Source organism: Paractinoplanes aksuensis, from assembly GCF_024137025.1.
Taxonomy (GTDB): Bacteria; Actinomycetota; Actinomycetes; order Mycobacteriales; family Micromonosporaceae; genus Actinoplanes; species Actinoplanes aksuensis.
Window position 1 is genome coordinate 11,937 of record NZ_JAMYJR010000013.1, and the last position, 20,555, is coordinate 32,491.

Consider the following 20,555-nt stretch of genomic DNA (forward strand, 5'->3'; position numbering starts at 1 on the left):
CATGGCAACCCTCCGCTCGTCGGTCGCCGGCGCGGCCGTCGCCCGGGCCGCGCTCGCCTGGATCCGTCGCGACCAGCACGCGGGCGCGCTCGAGCGCACGAACTTCCACGGCCGCACGGTCACCCTGGCCGGTGGCCCGGCGCTCGCCGTGGGCGCGACCACGGCCGCGGCGCTCGGCGCGGGCAGCGGGCGGCTCGCCGCGGCGGCGGTCGCGGCGGGCGCGGTGTCGGGCGCGGTCGGGTTCTACGACGACATCGTCGGCAACCGGCCCGAGCAGAAGGCGGCCAAGGGCTTCGCCGGTCACCTGGGCGCGCTGCGCGAGGGCCGGGTCACCAGCGGCCTGGTCAAGATCGCCGGGGTCGGCGCGGCCGGGTTCGTGGCCAGCGCCCTGATCGGCAGCAACCGGCCCAGCCGCCTCGGGCGCACGGCCGACGTGCTGCTCGGCGCGGGCGTCATCGCCGGCCTGGCCAACTTCGTCAACCTGCTCGACCTGCGCCCGGGCCGGGCCATCAAGGCCGGGGCGATCATCGGTACGCCGTTGGCCCTGGGCCGGCGCGGCGGCGTCGCGGCGGGCACGCTGGGCGCCTCGGCCGCGCTGCTGCCCGACGACCTGGGCGAAGAGATCATGCTGGGCGACGCCGGGGCCAACGCGCTGGGCGCGCTGCTCGGTGTGGCCCTGATCGCGCGCAGCGGCCCGGGTGGGCGGCTGGCCGCGCTGACCGTGCTGGGCGCGCTGACCGCGGCCAGCGAGAAGGTCAGCTTCACCAAGGTCATCAACGACACCCCGTGGCTGCGTTACCTCGACGAGCTGGGCCGCCGCCCGCCGCAGGCGTGAGCGACGCTGACGGCGCCGAGCCCGGCAACCACCGAGCCCCGACCGCCCCGCCGGCCGTGAGCAGCACCGAGCCGGCCGTGAGTAGTGCCGGACCGGCTGTGCCGGCTGTGAGCAATGCCGGAACGGCCCCGAAGAACCCCCAGTCGGCCCGGGGGACCGTCGGGCCCGGGACGAAGATCGCGGGGGCGGCGGCGCTGATCACGGCGCTCACGGTGGTCGCGCGGATCGCCGGTTTCGGCCGGACATTTGTCTTCCTGCACACGGTCGGCCACGAAAACCTCGGCAATATCTACAACGCCGCCAACACCATCCCGAACATCGTCTTCGAGCTGGTCGCGGGCGGAGCCTTGGCCAGCCTCGTCGTTCCCCTGCTGGCCGGAGCGGTCGCAGCCGGTGACCGCGAGCGGGTCAACGCGGTGTCGTCGGCCCTGCTGACCTGGGTGCTGGTGCTGATGGTGCCGCTGGCCATCCTGGTGGCGCTGCTGGCCGGCCCCATCGCCGGGCTGCTGCCCAAGGTGCCGCCGGAGCATCAGCAGACGGCCGCGAGCATGCTGCGGATCTTTGCGCCGCAGCTGCCGCTGTACGGGATCGGCATCGTGCTGACCGGCATCCTTCAAGCCCACCACCGCTTCGCCTGGCCTGTCATCGCCCCCTTGCTGTCCAGCGTCACGGTGATGGCGTCCTACCTCACGTACGCGGCGGTGGACGGGGCTCGGACCGACTTCGCCGGCTTGACCCGCACCGGCGAGCTGACGCTGTCGATCGGCACCACGTGCGGGGTCGTGGTCCTCGCGCTCTGCCTGTTGATCCCGCTACGCAAACTGAACCTGAGACTGCGACCGTCCCTGCAATTTCCGGGCGACACCGGTCGCCAGGCGGTGCGGCTCGGTTGGGCGGGCGCCGTGACGGTCGGCTCCCAGCAACTCATGACGATCGTCGCCATCGCGGTCGCGGTCGGTCTCAGCGACGGGCTCGCCCTCTACAACGCCGCCCAGACGGTCTTCCTGTTGCCGTGGGCGGTGCTGGCGGTGCCGGTGGCGACCGCGGTCTACCCGTCGCTGTCGGCCGCCTTCAGCCGCCGCGACGAGGCTGCGTACCGCAAGGATCTTTCGGCCACCGCCCGGTCGGTGCTGCTGCTGGCCGGCCTGGGGGTGGCCGCCCTGCTCGCGCTGGCCGTCCCGATCGCCTATCTGACCGGAGCCGAGCCCGCCGCCGCCGGCATCGCCGGCTTCGCGCCGGGCCTGTTCGGCTACGCGTTGTTCGCCCTGCTCTCCCGGGCCCTGTACGCCCGCGGAGCCACGGTCGCCGCGGCCGGTTCGACCGCCGCCGGGTGGATCGTCGGCGCCGGCGTGGCCCTGGCCCTCTCGCCCGTCGGCAACGAGGTCTTCACGCTCGGTCTGGCCAATGCGGTCGCGATGTCGGTTATCGGACTGCTGCTGGTCGTGGCGGTCCGCCGGCACGCCGGGGCGGAGGCGCTCGGCGGCCTCGGCCGCACCACTCTGGTCACCCTGCTGGCCACGGCTCTGGCCGCGCCGGCCGGGTGGGGTGCGGTCGCCGGTCTGGGTGAGCTGCTCGGCGACACCCCGCAGGCGGTTCTCAGCATCGTGCAAGGCATATTGGGTGGGCTCGCCGTGCTGGTGGTCTTCGTGGGCGTCGCCTACCCCTTGGCCCGGCGCGATCTGGCGCCGCTGGCCCGCCGTCTGCGGCGCCGTTCGGCCTGAGAAGGAGGTTCCGTGGGCGACGACTGGCGGGGTTCGGTGGCTCTGGTGCTGGCCTCCAGCACGGGTGGGGTCGGCCAGCACGTCGCTTCGCTGGCTCGCGGCCTGGTCGCGGCCGGCTGCGAGGTGCTGGTGTGCGGGCCCGCGGCCACCGACGAGCTGTTCGGCTTCGCCGGCTCGGGCGCCACCTTCGTCCCCGTCGAGATCCCGGCCGGCCCGGGCCCGCAGGACGCCGGCGCCGTACGCCAATTGCGCAGCGCCCTGTCGGGCCGCCACCCCGACGTGGTGCACGCGCACGGTTTCCGGGCCGCCTTCGTGGCCCAGCTCGCCCGTTCCGGGACGCCGCTCGTCGTCACCTGGCACAACGCCGTGCTCTCGCGCAAGGGTCTGCGCGGCCAGGCGTCCCTGCTGGTCGAGCGGGTCGTCGCGCGCAGCGCCACGCTCACCCTGGGCGCCTCGGACGACCTGGTCGAGCGGGCGACCGCGCTGGGCGCCCGCCACGCCCGCCTCGGGGCCGTCGCCGCGCCCACCCTGCCGCTGCCCAGGCGCACCCGCTCGGCCGTGCGGGCCGAGTTCCGGCTGGCCCCCGAGACCCCGCTGATCGTCTCGGTCGGCCGCCTGCACCCGCAGAAGCGCTATGACCTGCTGGTCGACGCGTCCGCCCGCTGGCGCGACCTCGACCCGGCGCCGGTGGTCGTGGTGGCCGGGTCCGGGCCCAGCTACATGTTCCTGGCCCAGCGGGCCTCGCAGAAGCACGCGCCGTTCCACCTGCTCGGCCGGCGCAACGACGTGGCCGACCTGCTGCTCGGGGCCGACCTCGCGGTGATCACCAGCGAGTGGGAGGCGCGGCAACTGTTCGCCCAGGAGGCCCTGGAGTCGGGCGTGCCGCTGATCAGCACCGCCGTGGGCGGGCTGCCGGGGCTGGTCGGGGACGCGGCCGTGCTGATCCCGCCGGACGACGTGGACGCGCTCGACAACGCCGTCCGGTCCCTGCTGGCCGACCCCGAGCTGCGGGCCGACTACGCCGCCCGGGGGCCCGTGCGGGCCGCCACGTGGCCGCGGGAGGCCGACACGGTCGCCGATGTCCGGGCCGCGTACGCCGAAGTGACGGGTCGTTCGTGAGACTTCTCGACCGCTTGCGCCGGGTCCGGCCCGCCTCGCTGCCACCCCGGCGGCGCGGCCGGGCCTGGCTGCCGTACCTGATGGTCGGCCTGATCGGGCTGGCCGGGATCGCCGGGCTGGCGATCCGGCCGAGCCCCGACAACAACACCGGCAGCGCCGACTACGTGATCCTGGCCGGCTCGGCCGGGCTGCGCTGGGACGACCTGGACCCGCAGCGCACCCCCACCCTGTGGGCCGAGGCGTCGCGGGGCTCGATCGGCTGGCTGTCGGTGCGCTCGGCGATGCGGGTCACCTGCCCCTCGGACGGGTGGCTGACGCTCGGCGCGGGCAACTACGCGGCCTGGCCCCGGCCCTCGACGGGCAGCCGGTGCGAGCCCGCTTCGCCCGCGCTCACCCAGCCCGACGACATCGGCGCCAACCTCACCGAACAGCGCTCGGTGGTCCAGAACAACCAGGACCGGCTTCCGTACGGTGCGGTGCCCGGCGCCCTGGCCGAGTCCGTGCGCTGCACGTACGCCTTCGGCCCGGCCGCCGCGATGGCCGCCGCCCGCCCGTTCGGCCGCGTCGACAAGTACCAGCCGTCGCTGCCCGCCGACGCCACCGGCCTGCTGTCGCAGTGCAACCTCAGCATCGTCGACCTGGGCGCCGTCTCGGGCAGTGGCGCGCAACGGCAGCAGCAGGTGCAGGCGGCCGACGCCATGCTGGCCCGGGTGGTCGCGGCCCGCCCCAGCCGCTCGCTGCTGATGGTGGCCGGGGTGTCCGACACCGAGCGCTCGGGGCGCCTGCACGTGGCGATCGCCGAGGGCGAGGGCTGGAACGGTGGCTGGCTCACCTCGGCCGGCACCGGGCGCGACGGCTACCTGCAGCTGATCGACCTGGCCCCGACGGTGCTGACGGCGCTGGGCAAGCCCGCCCCCGAGCGGCTGTTCGCCGGGCGGGCGGCCACTGTGGTCGAGGGCCGGCCGGCCGGCGTCACCGACTCGATGCTGGGCGTGCACAACGCCGATCAGCGCTCGGTGGCCCAGAACGCGGTGGCCGGGATCTTCTTCGAGGTGCTGGCGGGCCTGCAGATCCTGCTGTTCCTGCTGGCCGTTCCGGTGATGGTGCGGGCCCGCCGGCACGCCGGACCGCGCGGCCCGGCCCTGCCGTCGGCGCGGCTGGTCAGCGTACTGGAACTGGCTCTGATCGCCGCCGCCCTGGCCATCCCGGCCGCGCTGCTGGCCGACGCCACCCCGTGGTGGCGCTACGGCCACCCGGCCTGGGTCTTCGGCAGCGTGACCGGCCTGTTCATCGTCATCGGGACCGTGCTGGTGCGGCTGGCCCCGCGCTACGGCCGCACCCTGTGGCCGCTGGGCGCGGCGGCCGCGGTCGCCTCCGTGGTCGTCGGCTTCGACCTGCTGACCGGGGCCCAGCTGCAGCTCAACGGCGTGGCCGGCTACTCGGCGGTGTCCGGCGGCCGGTACGCGGGGGTGGGCGGCGTCGGCCTCGGCGTGTTCGTGGCCGGGCTGCTCGTGCTGGCCGGCTCGCTGGCCCAGTGGATCGCCAAGCCGTGGCGCCCGGTGATCGTCGTGCTGCTCGGCGGCATCGGCGTCGTCATGGTGGGCAGCCCCTATCTGGGCGCCGACCCGGTGGGCGCGATCGCCGTGACCGCCGGGGTCTGCGTGGCCGCGGCCATCACCACCGGCGGCTGGCTGACGTTCTCGCGCTTCGCCTGGGCCGCGCTGGCCGGGCTGGCCGTCACCATCGGCTTCGCGGTCGTCGACCTGAGCCGTCCGGCGGCCGACCAGGGCATCGTCGGGCGGCTGCTGACCGAGCTGGGCAACGGCACCGCCGGGCCGGCCATGCAGCGCGCGGCCGCCGCCAACGGGCAGGCCCTGCTGGACAGCCCGCTGACGGTCCTGGCCGTGGCCGGGGTGCTGATGCTGGCCTTCTGCCAGTTCTCGCCGTGGGGCGGGCTCAACCGGCTCTTCGGGCTGCATCCGGCGCTGCGGGCGGCCGGGGCCGGGGTGACCGTGGCCGTGCTCATCGCCGGGGTGCTCAACGGCTCGGCGCTGACCGTGGCCGGCGCCGCGGCGGCCACCGCGGTGCCGACCGCCGTGCTCACCGCGCTGCGCGTTTTGTTGCACGCTGCTGACCGGACGAGACCGGAGGGTGAGACCGACGGGCCCGGCGGTCCTTTGACACGCGTCACGAGCAGCCCGAACGTGCGCCAGCCGTCGTAGGTGTTACGGTGGACTCCCGTGGATGGGGGCTAGCGCCCCGGCCGCAAGTCACAATCAGGCGACCACGGGAGCAGGGCGTTGGCCTCTACAGTGCGCGACACGCGGCACATCTTCGTCACCGGGGGCGTCGCCTCCTCGCTGGGCAAGGGCCTCACCGCCTCCAGCCTCGGTAATCTTCTGACCGCGCGCGGGCTCCGGGTCGTCATGCAGAAGCTCGACCCGTACCTCAACGTCGACCCCGGAACGATGAACCCGTTCCAGCACGGCGAGGTCTTCGTGACCGAGGACGGCGCCGAGACCGACCTCGACGTCGGCCACTACGAGCGGTTCCTCGACCGGTCGCTGTCGGGCAAGGCGAACGTCACCACCGGTCAGGTCTACTCGGCTGTCATCGCCCGCGAGCGGCGCGGCGAATACCTGGGCGACACCGTCCAGGTCATCCCGCACATCACGAACGAGATCAAGTCGCGGATCTTCGCGATGGCCGACCCCGACGAGTCCGGCCGCCGCCCCGACGTGGTCATCACCGAGGTCGGCGGCACGGTCGGCGACATGGAGTCGCTGCCCTTCCTCGAGGCGATCCGCCAGGTGCGGCACGAGGTCGGCCGCGACCACGTGTTCTACCTGCACGTCTCGCTGGTGCCCTACCTGGCGCCGTCGGGCGAGCTCAAGACCAAGCCGACCCAGCACTCGGTGGCGGCGCTGCGCAACATCGGCATCCAGCCCGACGCGCTGGTCTGCCGCAGCGACCGCGAGATCCCCGAGAAGCTCAAGCACAAGCTGGCGCTGTACTGCGACGTCGACCGTGAGGCCGTGGTGGCCGCGCCCGACGCGCCGAGCATCTACGACATCCCGAAGGTGCTGCACCGGGAAGGGCTGGACGCTTACGTCGTACGCCGTCTGGGCCTGTCGTTCCGGGACGTGAACTGGGCGCAGTGGGACGACCTGCTGCACCGCGTGCACCACCCGAAGCGGACGATCACGGTGGCGCTGGTCGGCAAGTACGTCGACCTGCCCGACGCGTACCTGTCGGTCAGTGAGGCCATCCGGGCCGCCGGCTTCGGCAACAACGTCAAGATCCAGCTGCGCTGGGTGCCGAGCGACGACTGCGAGACCACGGCCGGCGCCGCCGCGGCCCTCAAGGGCGTCGACGGCATCGTGATCCCCGGCGGCTTCGGCGTCCGGGGCATCGAAGGCAAGATCAACACCTCCCGGTACGCCCGGGAGAACCAGATCCCCATTCTCGGCATCTGCCTCGGGCTGCAGTGCATGACGATCGACGCCGCCCGCCACCTGGCCGGGCTGGCCGGGGCCAACTCGGTCGAGTTCGACGAGCAGGCCCCGTACCCGGTGATCTCGACCATGGCCGACCAGGAGGACATCGTGGCCGGCAAGGGCGACCTGGGCGGCACGATGCGGCTGGGCGCCTACCCGGCCGCGCTGACCGAGGGCTCGATCGTGGCCGAGGTCTACGGGTCGACCGACATCAGCGAGCGGCACCGCCACCGGTACGAGGTCAACAACGACTACCGGGCCAAGCTGGCCGACGCCGGCCTCGTCTTCTCGGGCACCTCGCCCGACGGCCGCCTCGTCGAGTTCATCGAGCTCGACCGCGACACCCACCCGTACTTCGTGGCGACCCAGGCCCACCCCGAGCTCAAGAGCCGGCCCACCCGCCCCCACCCGCTGTTCGACGGCCTGGTCAAGGCGGCCGTGGAGTACGCGGCGGCCGACGAGCTGCCGGTGGAGGCGTCGTGACCTCCTCCGCTTTCTCGCACGAGACGCGGTCACGGACGACGCGGTACGAGGGGCCGATCTTCACGGTCTTCACCGACGAGGTGACGATGTCCGGCGGAGGCACGGCCAAGCGGGACGTGGTGCAGAACAAGGGCGCGGTCGGCGTGGTCGCCCTCGACGACGTCGGCCGGGTCGTGCTGATCAAGCAGTACCGGCACGCGGTCGGGCGGCGGCTGTGGGAGCTGCCGGCCGGCCTGCGCGACGTCAGCGGCGAAGCGCTCGAGCTGACGGCCGCGCGCGAGCTGGCGGAGGAGGCCGACCTGCGGGCCGGCCTGTTCCACCTGCTGATCGACCTGCACACCTCGCCCGGGTTCGCCGACGAGACGATCCGCATCTTCCTCGCCCGTGAGCTGACGCCCGTGCCGGACGAGGAACGCTACGAGCGTACGGACGAAGAGGCCGACCTCGAGATCGCCTGGATCGACCTCGACGAGGCGGTGGCGATGGTCTTCCGCGGCGAGATCACCAACGCGGCCGCCGTGGGCGGTCTGCTCGCCGCGGCCCGCGCCCGCGACGAGGGCTGGGCGACGCTGCGCCCCCGCGACACACCCGCTCTCTGACACCCGGCGGGCGCGGGCCGGCCGCCACCGGCCCGCGCTCACCGCCTTGCACAGCAACGATTCCCGGCCCACCACTGTGGACCGACGGCAATCATGTTCTTACGCGTTCCTGATCCCGGCAAGCCCGCCCGGCGGCCGCGATTTCCACCCGTTCAGGGGAGCCTGGGGCGCATCGGAACCGGTAGTCGGGCCGGCTCACCGATCCCGTAGCCGGAACGAGGCATTGCGGATGTCCGTCTGGTACTGCTGGACGCGCCGCACGTACTCCAGGGCCTCGGTCAGCGCCTCCTGCCGGGGCTCGTCCGGGTTCCGCTCCCATCCCCGCTGGGGCCCGGGGAAGGCCCGTCTCCGCCAGGCGTTGATCGCGGTGCCCTCGTTTCCGGGCGCGACGGGGCCGGTCGGCGAGCCGGTGCGGCCGCTGGTGGAGCTCGCGGGCGAGGCGGCCGTCCGTGGTGCGTAGTCGCGGGTGTGGTGGTCCCAGCGCGGGCGGCTCGGGGCCACGGTGTGGAGAGCGGCGTTGGCTTGCCGGTCGCGGCCGCGGTTGAGGTGGTGCCGGGCTTGAATTGCTCGATCAGTTCGCGCGCGGCGCTCATGGCCGGGACGACAGTCGGTCGCAGGGTCATGGGAGACCTTGCGTCAAGCGGCGGGTGGCCGTTGTCCACAGAATCGGCGGGCGTCGATCGATGGTGTCGGGTGTCGTCCACAGGCGCCGCCGCTCCGCCGTGGAAAAAATCGTAATCTCGCCCTGCCCTTGGGTGGGCGGGGGAGGCGGTGGCACCCCGTTCGCAGTCAATTTTCAAGATTTTCTTGGAAGTGCTTTGAGCTGCGGGTTTGGGGCTTGCGAGGGGGCGAAATGGGGGGTCTTGCGGGTGGGGGCGTTGAACCGGGCGGCGGGTGGGGGCCGTACTGGCCCGCAACACCGGTGACATCGACGTCCAACGACGAGGAGTGGTCATGAGGCCCCGCACTTACCGACGACGGAACGACGGCAGCGGCAACCGGCGCAAGACGATCGGCGCGGTGGTGGTCGCGGGCGTCGTGGTCGCCATGGGTGTGACCGGGCTCCAGCTGGCCTCGGCGTCCACCGACCCCAAGGCCGTGAACCTGGTCAGCGTGGACGGTCAGCAGTTCGACGTCTCGAAGTGTGAAGACGTGCAGGTCAACGCCGGCGCCGTGGTCTGTGACGGCGAGCCGCTGGCTCCGGTCGAGGAGCAGGCGCCCGGCGACGCGGCGGCGGCTTCGGCGGCGGCGCTCGAGACGGCGTGCGACACGTTCGCGGCTGATGTGGCGGCGGCCGCGGGTGGCGGCGAGGACGCGGGCGACGAGGCGGGCGAGGAAGCCGCGCCCGGGTCGCCGGCGGCCAAGGCCGAGAACAAGGCGCAGGCGAAGAAGTGGGCCAAGGTCCTGAAGGCGCGGGCGGCGGCCAAGGGCGAGAAGGCGGCCGGCGGAGCCAAGGCCGGCGGCGAGAAGGCGGGCGAAGAAGCGGGCGCGGGCGAAGAGGCGGGCGCGGGCGAGGAAGCCGGTGCTGGCGAAGAGGCCGGCGCGGGCGAAGAAGCGGGTGCCGGCGAGGACGCGGGTGCTGCGGCTGACGCGGCGGCCAAGGCGGTCACCTCCGCGCAGCAGAGCCTGCTGCAGGCCTGCCTGACGCTCGCCGACGCCAAGGCCGCGGCCGGCATCGGTGGCGAGGACGCGGGCCAGGGCGAGGACGCGGGCGCCGGTGAGGAAGCCGGTCAGGGCGAGGACGCCGGCGCGGGTGAAGAGGCCGGCGCGGGCGAGGAAGCCGGTGCCGGTGACGAGGCGGGTGCCGAGGACGGCGCCGCCGACGAGGGCGCAGCTCCGGCCGCCAAGAAGTAAGCAGGGGGCGTACGGCGGCGGTGTGGGGTCCATCCCGGCCCACACCGCCGCTTCCTTTTGCCCGGTGGTCTTCGCGCTGGCCCGGCGACGCCGGACGAGCTTCACCGTCTGATTCCACGACCCGTGTACGGCTGGTCGCTTTCCGCGCGGCCAGCCGTTCTGCTTTCATCGATGTCGACCATTCGCGAGCAATTCTGAGACGGCCGTCTCAAGGCGCTGAGCTGCACATATGCAATTTGATCAATGCGCTTGGAATTCTTCGTCATGAGTACCCGATCCGGCTCCCGAACCCCCGCCGTACTGGCCTGTAGCAAGCGGCCGATGGTCGATTGCGGGGATGAAGGAGGGCTAGAAATGGCGAAAAGGCGTGTGGGGGCCGGGAAGGGCAGGCGGTTCCTGACGATCGGGATCTGCGCCGCCGTGGTGGCGGCGGGCGCGGTGGTGACGCCGCAGGCTTTCGCGGGCACGGCCGGTGGTTCGGCCGCGAGCGCCGGAAGCGGCTCGTTCTTCGAGCGGCTCCGCGCCCGATTCAACCAGGGCGGCAACGTAGGCGGCGGCAACGCAGGCGGGAACGCGGGCAGCGGGAACGCCGGTGGCGGTCAGAACGGCGCTGGCTGTTCCGATGTGGAGCTGGTCTTCGCCCGCGGCACCGGGGAACCGCAAGGACTGGGCATTCTGGGGCGCCCGCTGGAGCAGGCGCTGGCCGACGAACTTCCCAACCAGACGGTCGACTCGTTCGCCGTCGTCTATGCGGCGGCCAGCAACCAGCGGAGCGCGGGACCCGGCGCCACCAACATGACCCAGCACATCCAGCAGGTAGCCCAGAGCTGCCCGGAGACCCAGTTCGTGATCGGCGGCTACTCGCAGGGCGCGACTGTCACCGACATCGCGCTCGGGATCCAGGGCGTCGGCACTCAGGGGCAGGCCATCCCGGCCGACCTGCGGGACCGGGTGGCGGCCGTTGTCGTGTTCGGCAACCCGCTCGGCATCCGGCGGCAGACGATCGCCCGGGCCGCACCCGAGTTCGCCGACCGCGCCGTCGAGTTCTGCGCCAACGGCGACCCGGTCTGCGGCGGCGGCAACAACTTCGCGGCCCATCTCTCGTACGCCCGCAACGGCGACGTGGCCGACGGCGCGGCCTTCGCCGCGGGCAAGATCGGCGGCTGAGAGCCGGCGGGCGGTCCGGTCACCCTCGGAAGTGATCGGCCCGCCCGCCTTTCAGGCCGGCGGGCGGCGCAGCAGCGCGACCGGCCCGAGGTCGGTGACTACCGAGCGGACCAGCTCGAAGCCGGCGGCCGTGATCTCGGTGACCAGGTCGTCCAGCGGCCGCGCGAACGCCAGCTGCTGCGCCCCGGCCACCAGCTGACGCAGTGTGAAGGCCGGCCGCACCTCGTCGGGCACCGCGTCGAGCTGCTGCACCAGCAGGAACCCGCCGGGCCGCAGGCTGCGCCGGATCATCGCCAGCGTCGCCGCCCGCACCGGCTCCGGGAAGAACGGCTGGGCCCAGAACACCGCGTCGTACTCGCCCGGGGCGTCGAACTCCCGAGCATCCATCACCCGGACGTCGATCCGGTCGCTGACGCCGAGTTCCGCCGCCCGAGCCGCCGCCACCTCAGCCACTGAAGGAACCAGCTCGATGGTCGTGGCCCGCATCCGCGGCAGCACGGTGGCCGCGCTCAGCACGAAGCCGCTGACCCCGCTGCCCACGTCGAGCAGCCGGCCGTCGGTCATCGCCTCCCACATCTCCGGGGTCGACTCGAACAGCTTCGCGACCAGTCCGCCCGCTCCGGGCGCCGAGGGCCGCAGCGCGTTGGCCTTCGCGACGACCAGTGCGTCCGCGGGAGTCAAAGGCGCTTCCCCCGTACGTACGGCCGAGTCCACCAGCCGCGCGCCGAGCACCGCCTCCTCGATCTGGGCGGCGAAGTCGACGAGCCCGCCCAGCGCCCCGGCCATGTCGTCGGTGAGCCGGAACCGCTCGCCGGCCCGCTCGACCACTCCGTGTGCGACCAGCGCCGCCAGCACGTCGCCGGCCACCCGGGCGGGCAGGCCCGAGAACTGCTCGAATTCCTGTGGGGTGCGCGCCTCGGCGAGGTAGGTCGTGTAACCCCGCTGCTGCGCGGCGTTCACCAGGGCGAGGGCTTGTGCCCCGTGCGCCCAGTTCGCCAGCGATTCGGTCACCATGTCGGCATGATCGCAGGAGGACAGTGTGGAACGAGTGACCTACCTTGACCGGTGTGATGGTCGTCGCGACTGTGGCATTCTGCATCGGGGCCCTCCTGATCGGCGGGGCCGGCATCTTTCTCCTGCTCAATCTGGGTGAGCATCGGGCCCTGCGGACGCTGCGCCGGGTCGTGCCGGGGCCGGCTCGGCCGGGTCGGGTCGCGCTCGAGGGGCGTACGGAATACGGGCCCTCGGGCCGCCAGGCCGCGCCGGTCACCGGTGAGGACTGCGTCTGGTTCCACGTCCGCCTGATCCGTGAGCCGTCCCGGCAGTACTCCGGCAGCGACGCCCCCGACCACGACGTCCTGTTCGACTACTCGTCGCCGGGCGGGTTCGCGCTGGCCGACCCCGGCGGCCGGATCCCGGTCGACCCGGCGATCCTCGACCATCCGTACCCGATGGAAGCGGGTGTGGCCGTGAAGACGACGATCGTGCACAAGCGGAAGGCGCCACGGCCGCTGCCACCGGTGGTTTCCCGCGAGATCATCGACGACTTGCGCAAGAGCGAGAGACTCACGCTGACCGAAAGCCGGGTGCTGCGCGGAGTCCCGGTTTTCGCGCTGGGCCGCCTTTCCGGCGGGGTGCTGAAGCAGAGCCGCGCCGGCCTCACAGTGTTCACCACGGACACGCGCGAGCAGGTGATCGCCACCCGCAAGGACGGCATCTCGGTCAGCAACCGGGTGATGGTCGTCTTCGTCCTGGCCGGGCTGGCGCTGGCCGGCGGGGGCGCGGGCTACCTGAACACGCTGGGGTGACGGCTCGCGCCGCCACCCCCGTCGTACGTACTAAGCTTTGGTGATTTTGACGTTGTCGACGGCCGCTTCCACGAGGGAGGCGGTGGAGGCGTCGGCCGCTTCCACGCTCAGGCGGATGGTCTGGCCGGCGAACGACGACAGGTTGGCCGAGCCGGTGGCCCAGGCCGGAGCCCGGTCGGACGCGGCCCCGGCCTGGCTGAACACCGTGGTCGTGGTGCTGCCCGAGACGACCCGGATGCGGACGTAGTCGGCGCTGGACGAGTTGCTCAGGTGCGACAGGTACCAGCTGAAGTTCAGCGTCAGCGTGCCGGTCGGCAGCGTGATCGACGGGGACAGGATCGTGGTCGTACCGCCGTCGACGTCGTTGGCGCCGGCACTGCTGCCCGCGGTCGCGCCGGTCACCAGGTCGTAGGTGCCGCCGGCCGCGTTACCCAGCTGCGAGGTGGTGGCGGCCGGGTCGGCCCGCTCGAAGCGACCCGAGGTGGCCGTGTCGCTCGTGCCCGCGGTCCAGCCCTTGGCCGTCTCGAAGTCGTCCTCCCACACGGTCGTGCCGGTCGGGGGAGTGGTGCCGCCGTCGGCCAGGTTCCACACCGTGTACGCGATGGCGTCCGAGTTCCGGTCGAGCGCGGTGTCGTTGATGTTGGTGATCGTGTCGCACGACGCGTGGTAGCAGGGGTCGAACGCGCCGGTCGTGCCGCCCCACAGCTGCACCTGGGCGGCCGTCTTGCGGCCCTCGGCGCCGGTGAAGATGCCACCGGCCGGGATGCCGTTGGCGATGAACGGGCCGTAGTCGCTGCGCCCGTCGAAGTCGGTGCCCCGGGTCGGCACGCCGATCGAGCTGAAGTACGCGGCCAGCGTCGCCTCGATCTGGGCCGAGCCGGCCGGGCCGGGACCGGCGCCGGTGCCGTCGGAGTTGTCACCGTCGTACAGGAAGTAGCCCGGGTTGGGCGAGCCGACCATGTCGAAGTTCAAATACCCGGTGATCTCGCGCTTCTGGGCCGTGGTCAGGGAATTGACGTACGCCGTGGAGCCGCGCAAGCCGAGCTCTTCCGCGCCCCACCAGGCGAAGCGCAAGTGGCGGTCGGGCTGGAAATTGGTGCGAGCGACGGCCAGCGCCACCTCGAGGTTGGCCGCCGAGCCGGAGCCGTTGTCGTTGATGCCGGGGCCGGCCGTGACGCTGTCCAGGTGCCCGCCGACCATCAGCGTGTCGGCGGTGTCGCCGCCCGGCCAGTCGGCGATCAGGTTGTAGCCGGTGGCGCCGTTGTACGTGAACGACTGCTGGCGGGTCGTGTAGCCGGCCGCGTCGAGCAGGTTCTTGACGTACGTGACCGAGGCCAGATACCCGGGACGGCCGTGCGCCCGGTTGCCGCCGTTGGCGGTGGCGATGCTCTGCAACTGGGTCAGGTGCGCCTTGACGTTGGCGACCGGGATGTCGGGCGCGGCGGCCAACTGGGCCTCGGCTTGGGCCGGGGCGGTGGCGAGGCCGAGTATTAGCGCCGCGGCGCCGAGGACGAGGGGTGCTCGCACGAAGGTCCTCCGTGAGGCTCGGGGGTGTGCCCGCGAGCATGTCAGCGGAGCCGACTCATGCACTCATCCCAATCAATACATATCAGCGTTCTGCCGAAACGGGCCGTGCAGAGCCGCCCATTGCAGCAGCATCACCGTCTTGGCGTCGGCGATGCGGCCGTCGGTGGTCTGCCGCAGGGCCTCGTCGAAGTCGAGCTCGACGGCCTCGATGTCCTCACCCTCCTCGGCCACACCGCCGCCGGGGCCGGTGCGGTCGGCCGCCGTGTAGGGCGCGGCGTAGAAGTGCAGACGTTCGGTGACCGAACCGGGGCTCATCCAGACACCGAACACGTGCTGTAGTTCGCCGACCGTCACCCCGAGTTCCTCGGCCGCCTCGCGCCGGATCGCGCGGGCCGGATCGTCGTCGTCGAGCAGCCCGGCCGCGGCCTCGACGAGCATGCCGTCGGGGTGCCCGTTCACATAGACCGGGTAGCGGAACTGCCGGGTCAGCAGCACCGTGCGCCGCTCCCGGTCGTACAGCAGGATCGTCGCGCCGTCGCCCCGGTCGTACGTCTCGCGCTGCTCGGTGGTCCAGCGGCCGTCGCGGTGGCGGTAGTCGAACGTCGTCCGCCGCAGCACGTGCCACGCGGTGGCCAGCAGCTCCACGTCGAGGATCTTCACGTCGGGGTTGCCGGTGAGGTCGCGGCCGGCCTGGTCGAGCCCGGTGCGGCCGCGGTGGTCGGGCCGGTCGAGGCCTGGGGTTCCGTTCATGGTCGGGTACGCTAGCCGGGAAACGCGCAACAGTCGACAATAATGAGGAGAAACACGTAATGCTGCCGGCCGAGCGCCGCGATCTGCTGCTGACCCGCCTGCACGCGGACAGCAAGCTCGTGGCCAAAGACGTCGCGGCCGAACTCGGCCTGCCCGAGGACACCATCCGCCGCGACCTGCGCGAACTGGCCGCGGCGGGTCTCTGCCAGCGGGTGTACGGCGGAGCCCTGCCGGCCGCCCCGGCCGCGGCCGACTACCGGACCCGGACGGCGGTGGCCCCCGACAGCAAGAAGCGCGTCGCCGCCGCGGCCGCCGGCCTGATCCGCCCCGGCGCGACCGTGCTGCTCGACGGCGGCACCACGGCGCTGGCCGTCGTGGCCGCGCTCCCGGCCGACCTGGCGGCCACGATCGTCACGCACAGCGTCACCGTGGCCGCCGCTCTGGTCGAACACCGCTCGGTCGACGTGCTGGTGCTCGGCGGCCGGCTGTTCAAGCACTCGGCGGTGACCTGCGGCGCGACCACGGCCGAGGCCGCGTCGGGCATCGCAGCCGACCTGTTCCTGCTCGGCGTGACCGGCGTGCACCACCGCGCCGGCCTGACGACGGGCGACCCCGACGAGGCCGCGATGAAACGGACGCTCGCGTCGCGCGCCGCCGAGACGTACGTGCTGGCCTCGGCCGAAAAGATCGGCGCGGCCTCGCCGTACACAGTGCTGCCTTTCAGCGACATCGCCGGGATCATCACCGACGTGCCGGCGACCGACCCCGCCTTCGACGGCCTGCAGGTCCCCATCGTCGCTGCGCCTTATCGTTGACTACATGAAGCAGTTCCGTCGTGACTCCGGGCCCGGCAACTCGCAGGGTGGTCTGGAGGTGCTGCGAGCCGAGGTCGACCGCCTGGGCGCGCTGATCAACGCGCCCACGGCCGACCTGGTCGCGTTCGAGCCGCGCGACGCCGCCCACCCCTACGTGCAGGTGGACGCCGACGGCACCTACCACTGGCTGGTGGTCGAGCGCGGCCAGGTGTTGCAAGACCGCACCACCACCTCGCGCGACGAGATTCTCTACTGGTCGTTCGACGCCACGACCTACGCCATGGCCGGGGTCTGGGCGACCCACCATCCCGTCGAGGAACAGGAATTCCGGGTCACCCTGTGGGAACGGCAGTTCGCCCTGCTGCGCGCCCTCGACCCGGAGTGGGAGCAGCGACGCCGTCGTGAACAGGCCGAACGGCTACCCTGACGCCAGCCACGACCAGCTGGCCGAAGCTGCCCCGGCCCTGGCCCAGACGCTAGGCGTCGTCGTGCGGTAGGGCCTTGCCGAAGCGTTCGGCCACGGTGGCCACGGCCGCCCGCAGCTCGGGGCCGCCCTCGACGGTGAAGTCGATGGGGACGGTGGCCAGCCACTCCTGGGCGTACATGCGGGGGTTGGCCGTGGTGCCGGTCAGCACGCAGCGCTCGCCGTCGGCCTCGAGGGTGCCCATGGGCGAGCGGATCCACGGCTCGACCTGCTCCAGCGGCGCGTGGAAGAGCACCCGGGTGGTGTATTTCCAGCCCACGCCGAGGTTGCGGTCGAGCGCGGCCACCGGGTCGAGGTCGTCGGGCGGCACGAACGACTGCGGCAGGCGCTGCACGGCGTGAATGCGATCGATCCGGTACGTACGGATGGCGTCCGCCCGATGCGAGTGACACAGCAGGTACCAGCGGCCGAACCGCACCACCACCGCCCACGGGTCGACCTCGGCGTCCCACTCGTCGCCGCCCTCGTTGCGATACGTGACCAGCACCCGCCGCCGGTCGGCCACGGCCGCCACCAGCGCGCTGGTCCGGGCCGGATCGGCGCGCGCGGCCCGGCGGTCGGGGGCGGCCGAGGCGTACGTCCGTAGTGCCGCCGCCTGTCGGCCGATGCCCTCGGGCAGGGCCCGGATGACCTTGCTGAGCGCCGCCCCGACCAGATCGTCGGCGTCCATCGCGGCCGGCTGCCCGTCGAGCACGGCCATGACCAGCCCGAGCGCCTGCTCCTCGGTGAACACGACCGGGGGCAGGCGGGTGCCGCGGCCCAGCCGGTAACCCCCGTACGGCCCGCGGACGGCCTCGACCGGGATGCCGGCCTCGCGCAGGATCTCGACGTAGCGGCGGGCGGCCCGCTCGGTGACGCCGAGCTGCTCGGCCAGCTGGGCCGCGGTGGTGCCCGGGCGGGCCTGGAGGATCTCGAGCGTGCGCAGCGCCCGCGCGGTGGGACTGAGACCGGTCGGCACATCCGTGACCGTACCGGAAGCGGAACGTCCGGAATGGGTCCTAGGTTGGCTCTCATGACTGCAGAACAGATCGTGCTCGTGGGTGGCCTGTGGCTCGACGCCTCGGCCTGGGACGATGTGGTGTCCGAACTGGAGACGGCCGTGGCCGTGTCGCTGCCCGTGCAGCCCGGCGCGACGCTGGACGACCAGGTGGAGGCCGTCCTGGCCGCCGTCGACGCCGCGCCCGGAAAATCGGTCGTCGTCGGCCATTCCGCCGCGTGCTCGCTGGCCTGGATCGTGGCCGACCAGCGCCCCGGCAAGGTGGCCAAAGTCGTGCTGATCGGCGGCTTCCCGAACGCCGACGGCTCGGAGTACGCGAGCTTCTTCCCGATCGTCGACGGCACGATGCCCTTCCCGGGCTGGGACCCCTTCGAGGGCCCCGACGCCGACGACCTCACCCCCGAGGCCCGCAAGGCCTTCGAGGCGGCGGCGGTCACTGTTCCCGAGGGGGTCGCGAAGGGGGTGGTCCGGCTGAACGACGAGCGCCGGTACGACGTACCCGTGACCCTGATCTGCCCGGAGTTCACCCCGGACCAGGCCCGCGAGTGGATCGCCGCCGGTGATCTGCCCGAACTGGCCAAGGTCAAGCACCTGGAGCTGATCGACATCGACTCCGGCCACTGGCCCATGCTGACCCGCCCGACCGAGCTGGCCGCTCTTCTGTCATCGCGGTGAAAAGGACAAAGCGTCCATAACGCGAGGTAGTCTTCGGCGGGGCGGCCGGGAACGGCGGCCGCCGGGGATCGTCACTCAGCGTTGAGAAAGGACGGTGTCGGCTCGATGAAGGTCGGCATTCCCAGCGAGGTCAAGAACAACGAGTTCCGGGTGGCCATCACGCCCGCGGGGGTCTACGAATTCCGGCGCAACGGCCACCAGGTGGTCGTCCAGGCCGGGGCGGGCTCCGGGTCGTCCATCACCGACGGTGACTACATCGCGGCCGGCGCGACGATCCTGGACACGGCCGACGAGGTATGGGGCGAGGCCGAACTCGTCCTCAAGGTCAAGGAACCGATCGCCGAGGAGTACCCGCGCATGCGGCCCGGCCAGGTGCTGTTCACGTATCTGCACCTGGCCGCGTCCAAGGAGTGCACCGACGCGCTGGTCGACCGCAAGGTCACCGGCATCGCCTACGAGACGGTCGAGCTGCCCGACCGGTCGCTGCCCCTGCTGGCGCCCATGAGCGAGGTCGCGGGCCGGCTGGCGCCGCAGGTCGGGGCGTACCACCTGATGCGGTCCGGCGGTGGCCGCGGCGTCCTGATGGGTGGCGTGCCCGGCGTGTACGCGGCCAAGGTCGTGGTCATCGGGGCCGGCGTCAGCGGCATGAACGCGGCCGCCATCGCGCTCGGCATGCAGGCCGAGATCCTGGTGCTCGACCGCAACATCGCCCGGCTGCGCGCGGCCGACGCCGACTATCGCGGCCACCTGCAGACGGTCGCCTCCAACGCGTACGAGATCGAGAAGGCCGTGCTCGACGCCGACCTGGTCATCGGGGCCGTGCTGATCCCCGGGGCCAAGGCCCCCAATCTGGTCTCGAACGAGCTCGTGGCGCGCATGAAGCCGGGCAGCGTGCTCGTCGACATCTCGATCGACCAGGGCGGCTGCTTCGAGGACTCGCGGCCCACGACCCACGCCGACCCGGTCTATCAGGTGCACCAGTCGCTGTTCTACTGCGTGGCCAACATGCCGGGCGCGGTGCCCCACACCAGCACCTACGCACTGACCAACGTCACCCTGCCGTACGCTCTGGAACTGGCCAATCTCGGCTGGCGGGACGCCCTGCGAGCCGATCACGCGCTCGCCCTGGGCCTCAACACCCACGACGGGCACGTCACCTACGGACCGGTCGCGGAGGCGCACGGCATGTCAGCAGTGGATCTCGCCGAGGTGCTCAACTGAAAATCCCGCGCGTCATCCAGGCCTACCTCGACCATCTGACCGTCGAGCGTGGGCTGTCGCGCAACACCCTGCTCTCGTACCGGCGTGACCTCGACCGGTACGCCCGGGCGCTCGCCGAGGACGGGATCGACGATCTCGCCTCGGTGGGCACCGCCCGGATCACCGCCCACCTGGCCGCCCTGCGCGACGAGGGCCTGGCCGCGTCGTCGGCCGCCCGGGCGGTCAGCGCCGTCCGCGGCCTGCACCGCTTCGCCGCCCGCGAGGGCCTGGTCGCGGCCGACGTCGCGGCCGAGGTCCGCCCGCCCACCCTGGCCCAGCGCCTGCCCAAGGCGCTCGACGTCGACCAGGTCACCCGGCTGCTCGACGTGCCCGCCGACACCCCGCTCGGCCTGCGCGACAAAGCCCTGCTCGAATTTCTGTACGGCACCGGCGCGCGCATCTCGGAGGCCGTCGGCGCGGCCATCGACGACCTCGAGCTCGGCGACGACCCGGCCGCGATCCTGCACGGCAAGGGCGGCCGCACCCGATTGGTCCCGGTCGGCGGGTACGCCCAGGCCGCGTTGGGGGCTTATTTGGTACGAGGAAGACCGGCGCTTTCCGCCAATGGCCGAGGCACCCCGGCTGTGTTCCTCAACGCCCGGGGTGGACAGTTGTCGCGGCAGAGCGCGTGGACGATCCTGCACCGCGCCGCCGCCGCGGCCGGTCTGCCGGTCGAGGGGCCGCACGCCGTGAGCCCGCACACTCTGCGGCATTCCTATGCGACACATCTGCTCGACGGGGGCGCCGACGTGCGCGTCGTGCAAGAGCTGCTGGGGCACGCGTCGGTGACCACCACCCAGGTCTATACGCTGGTCACGGTGGACCGGTTGCGCGAGATCTACGCGACCGCACACCCGCGCGCTCGTTAGAGCATTGCGCACCCATAGATGGCGACACGCCGACAGGCTGGCCCGGATCGACGGCACGTGTGGCGTACAGTCGGGCATCGACTCCGGCTGTAACG

At 72.5% G+C, this 20,555-nt stretch carries 19 protein-coding genes; 14 read left to right on the forward strand and 5 right to left on the reverse strand.

Annotated features, from left to right (window positions below):
• Position 1: 1 nt before the first annotated feature.
• The 6 genes from M1L60_RS12895 to M1L60_RS12920 all read left to right on the forward strand — a co-directional run bounded on the left by M1L60_RS12895 (position 2) and on the right by M1L60_RS12920 (position 8,254).
• On the forward strand, positions 2–835 hold the full coding sequence (locus M1L60_RS12895; protein ID WP_253237624.1) for a hypothetical protein: 834 nt from the start codon (positions 2–4) through the stop codon (positions 833–835).
• Positions 832–2,556 carry a murein biosynthesis integral membrane protein MurJ gene (gene murJ, locus M1L60_RS12900; protein ID WP_253237625.1) on the forward strand — a complete coding sequence of 575 codons (1,725 nt, stop codon included), beginning with the start codon at positions 832–834 and terminating at the stop codon, positions 2,554–2,556. The genes M1L60_RS12895 and murJ overlap by 4 nt, the downstream gene beginning before the upstream one ends.
• 12 nt (positions 2,557–2,568) lie before the next feature.
• Positions 2,569–3,675, forward strand: coding sequence for a glycosyltransferase family 4 protein (locus M1L60_RS12905; protein WP_253237626.1), 1,107 nt, complete (start codon positions 2,569–2,571; stop codon positions 3,673–3,675).
• A complete protein-coding gene (locus M1L60_RS12910) occupies positions 3,672–5,897 on the forward strand; it encodes a hypothetical protein (RefSeq protein ID WP_308208458.1) in 2,226 nt (741 codons plus the stop codon). Before M1L60_RS12905 ends, M1L60_RS12910 begins: the two co-directional genes overlap by 4 nt.
• A gap of 78 nt (positions 5,898–5,975) precedes the next feature.
• A complete protein-coding gene (gene pyrG / locus M1L60_RS12915) occupies positions 5,976–7,655 on the forward strand; it encodes a CTP synthase (RefSeq protein ID WP_253237627.1) in 1,680 nt (559 codons plus the stop codon).
• A complete protein-coding gene (locus M1L60_RS12920) occupies positions 7,652–8,254 on the forward strand; it encodes an NUDIX domain-containing protein (protein ID WP_253237628.1) in 603 nt (200 codons plus the stop codon). Before pyrG ends, M1L60_RS12920 begins: the two co-directional genes overlap by 4 nt.
• A 195-nt stretch (positions 8,255–8,449) precedes the next feature.
• Here the strand turns inward: M1L60_RS12920 and M1L60_RS12925 are convergent, their stop codons facing one another.
• Positions 8,450–8,755, reverse strand: coding sequence for a hypothetical protein (locus M1L60_RS12925; RefSeq protein ID WP_253237629.1), 306 nt, complete (start codon positions 8,753–8,755; stop codon positions 8,450–8,452).
• Positions 8,756–9,208: 453 nt separating this feature from the next.
• Here M1L60_RS12925 and M1L60_RS12930 point away from each other — a divergent pair, with 453 nt between their 5' ends.
• Positions 9,209–10,108, forward strand: a complete 900-nt coding sequence (locus M1L60_RS12930; protein WP_253237630.1) for a hypothetical protein — start codon at positions 9,209–9,211, stop codon at positions 10,106–10,108.
• Positions 10,109–10,462: 354 nt separating this feature from the next.
• The gene (locus tag M1L60_RS12935; RefSeq protein WP_253237631.1) at positions 10,463–11,275 is read left to right on the forward strand and encodes a cutinase family protein; all 813 of its coding nucleotides are present in this window, start codon (positions 10,463–10,465) and stop codon (positions 11,273–11,275) included.
• 51 nt (positions 11,276–11,326) lie between these two features.
• Here M1L60_RS12935 and M1L60_RS12940 read toward each other — a convergent pair whose 3' ends face one another.
• On the reverse strand, positions 11,327–12,289 hold the full coding sequence (locus M1L60_RS12940; RefSeq protein ID WP_253237632.1) for an SAM-dependent methyltransferase: 963 nt from the start codon (positions 12,287–12,289) through the stop codon (positions 11,327–11,329).
• A 53-nt stretch (positions 12,290–12,342) separates the two neighbouring features.
• Here M1L60_RS12940 and M1L60_RS12945 point away from each other — a divergent pair, with 53 nt between their 5' ends.
• Positions 12,343–13,083 (forward strand): hypothetical protein, encoded by a 741-nt coding sequence (locus tag M1L60_RS12945; protein ID WP_253237633.1) that lies wholly within the window; start codon positions 12,343–12,345, stop codon positions 13,081–13,083.
• 30 nt (positions 13,084–13,113) lie between these two features.
• Here the strand turns inward: M1L60_RS12945 and M1L60_RS12950 are convergent, their stop codons facing one another.
• Positions 13,114–14,610, reverse strand: a complete 1,497-nt coding sequence (locus M1L60_RS12950; RefSeq protein WP_438862098.1) for a M28 family peptidase — start codon at positions 14,608–14,610, stop codon at positions 13,114–13,116.
• 72 nt (positions 14,611–14,682) lie between these two features.
• On the reverse strand, positions 14,683–15,360 hold the full coding sequence (locus M1L60_RS12955) for an NUDIX domain-containing protein (RefSeq protein ID WP_253237634.1): 678 nt from the start codon (positions 15,358–15,360) through the stop codon (positions 14,683–14,685).
• A gap of 59 nt (positions 15,361–15,419) precedes the next feature.
• Between M1L60_RS12955 and M1L60_RS12960 the strand changes: the two genes are divergently transcribed.
• Both M1L60_RS12960 and M1L60_RS12965 read left to right on the forward strand, forming a co-directional pair.
• The gene (locus tag M1L60_RS12960) at positions 15,420–16,175 is read left to right on the forward strand and encodes a DeoR/GlpR family DNA-binding transcription regulator (protein ID WP_253237635.1); all 756 of its coding nucleotides are present in this window, start codon (positions 15,420–15,422) and stop codon (positions 16,173–16,175) included.
• A gap of 4 nt (positions 16,176–16,179) precedes the next feature.
• Positions 16,180–16,602: an Imm63 family immunity protein gene (locus M1L60_RS12965; protein WP_253237636.1), complete on the forward strand. Its 423-nt coding sequence runs from the start codon at positions 16,180–16,182 to the stop codon at positions 16,600–16,602.
• A 49-nt stretch (positions 16,603–16,651) separates the two neighbouring features.
• On the opposite strand, the gene M1L60_RS12970 is transcribed toward M1L60_RS12965, so the two are convergent.
• Complete coding sequence (locus M1L60_RS12970; protein WP_308208459.1) at positions 16,652–17,617, reverse strand: helix-turn-helix transcriptional regulator; 966 nt, start codon at positions 17,615–17,617, stop codon at positions 16,652–16,654.
• 54 nt (positions 17,618–17,671) lie between these two features.
• Here M1L60_RS12970 and M1L60_RS12975 point away from each other — a divergent pair, with 54 nt between their 5' ends.
• The 3 genes from M1L60_RS12975 to M1L60_RS12985 all read left to right on the forward strand — a co-directional run bounded on the left by M1L60_RS12975 (position 17,672) and on the right by M1L60_RS12985 (position 20,460).
• Complete coding sequence (locus tag M1L60_RS12975; protein ID WP_253237637.1) at positions 17,672–18,331, forward strand: alpha/beta fold hydrolase; 660 nt, start codon at positions 17,672–17,674, stop codon at positions 18,329–18,331.
• 105 nt (positions 18,332–18,436) lie between these two features.
• On the forward strand, positions 18,437–19,552 hold the full coding sequence (gene ald / locus M1L60_RS12980; protein ID WP_253237638.1) for an alanine dehydrogenase: 1,116 nt from the start codon (positions 18,437–18,439) through the stop codon (positions 19,550–19,552).
• Entirely contained in the window at positions 19,549–20,460 is a 912-nt protein-coding gene (locus M1L60_RS12985) for a site-specific tyrosine recombinase XerD (protein WP_253237978.1), read from the forward strand. The genes ald and M1L60_RS12985 overlap by 4 nt, the downstream gene beginning before the upstream one ends.
• Positions 20,461–20,555: the final 95 nt, after the last annotated feature.

Bases quoted from the DNA above. Each gene is read 5' to 3' on its own strand.
- M1L60_RS12895 (WP_253237624.1), top strand. From the start codon at position 2: ATGGCAACCCTCCGCTCGTCGGTCGCCGGCGCGGCCGTCGCCCGGGCC.
- M1L60_RS12930 (WP_253237630.1), top strand. From the start codon at position 9,209: ATGAGGCCCCGCACTTACCGACGACGGAACGACGGCAGCGGCAACCGG.
- M1L60_RS12935 (WP_253237631.1), top strand. From the start codon at position 10,463: ATGGCGAAAAGGCGTGTGGGGGCCGGGAAGGGCAGGCGGTTCCTGACG.
- M1L60_RS12940 (WP_253237632.1), bottom strand. From the start codon at position 12,289: ATGGTGACCGAATCGCTGGCGAACTGGGCGCACGGGGCACAAGCCCTC.
- M1L60_RS12955 (WP_253237634.1), bottom strand. From the start codon at position 15,360: ATGAACGGAACCCCAGGCCTCGACCGGCCCGACCACCGCGGCCGCACC.
- M1L60_RS12960 (WP_253237635.1), top strand. From the start codon at position 15,420: ATGCTGCCGGCCGAGCGCCGCGATCTGCTGCTGACCCGCCTGCACGCG.
- M1L60_RS12965 (WP_253237636.1), top strand. From the start codon at position 16,180: ATGAAGCAGTTCCGTCGTGACTCCGGGCCCGGCAACTCGCAGGGTGGT.
- M1L60_RS12975 (WP_253237637.1), top strand. From the start codon at position 17,672: ATGACTGCAGAACAGATCGTGCTCGTGGGTGGCCTGTGGCTCGACGCC.
- ald (WP_253237638.1), top strand. From the start codon at position 18,437: ATGAAGGTCGGCATTCCCAGCGAGGTCAAGAACAACGAGTTCCGGGTG.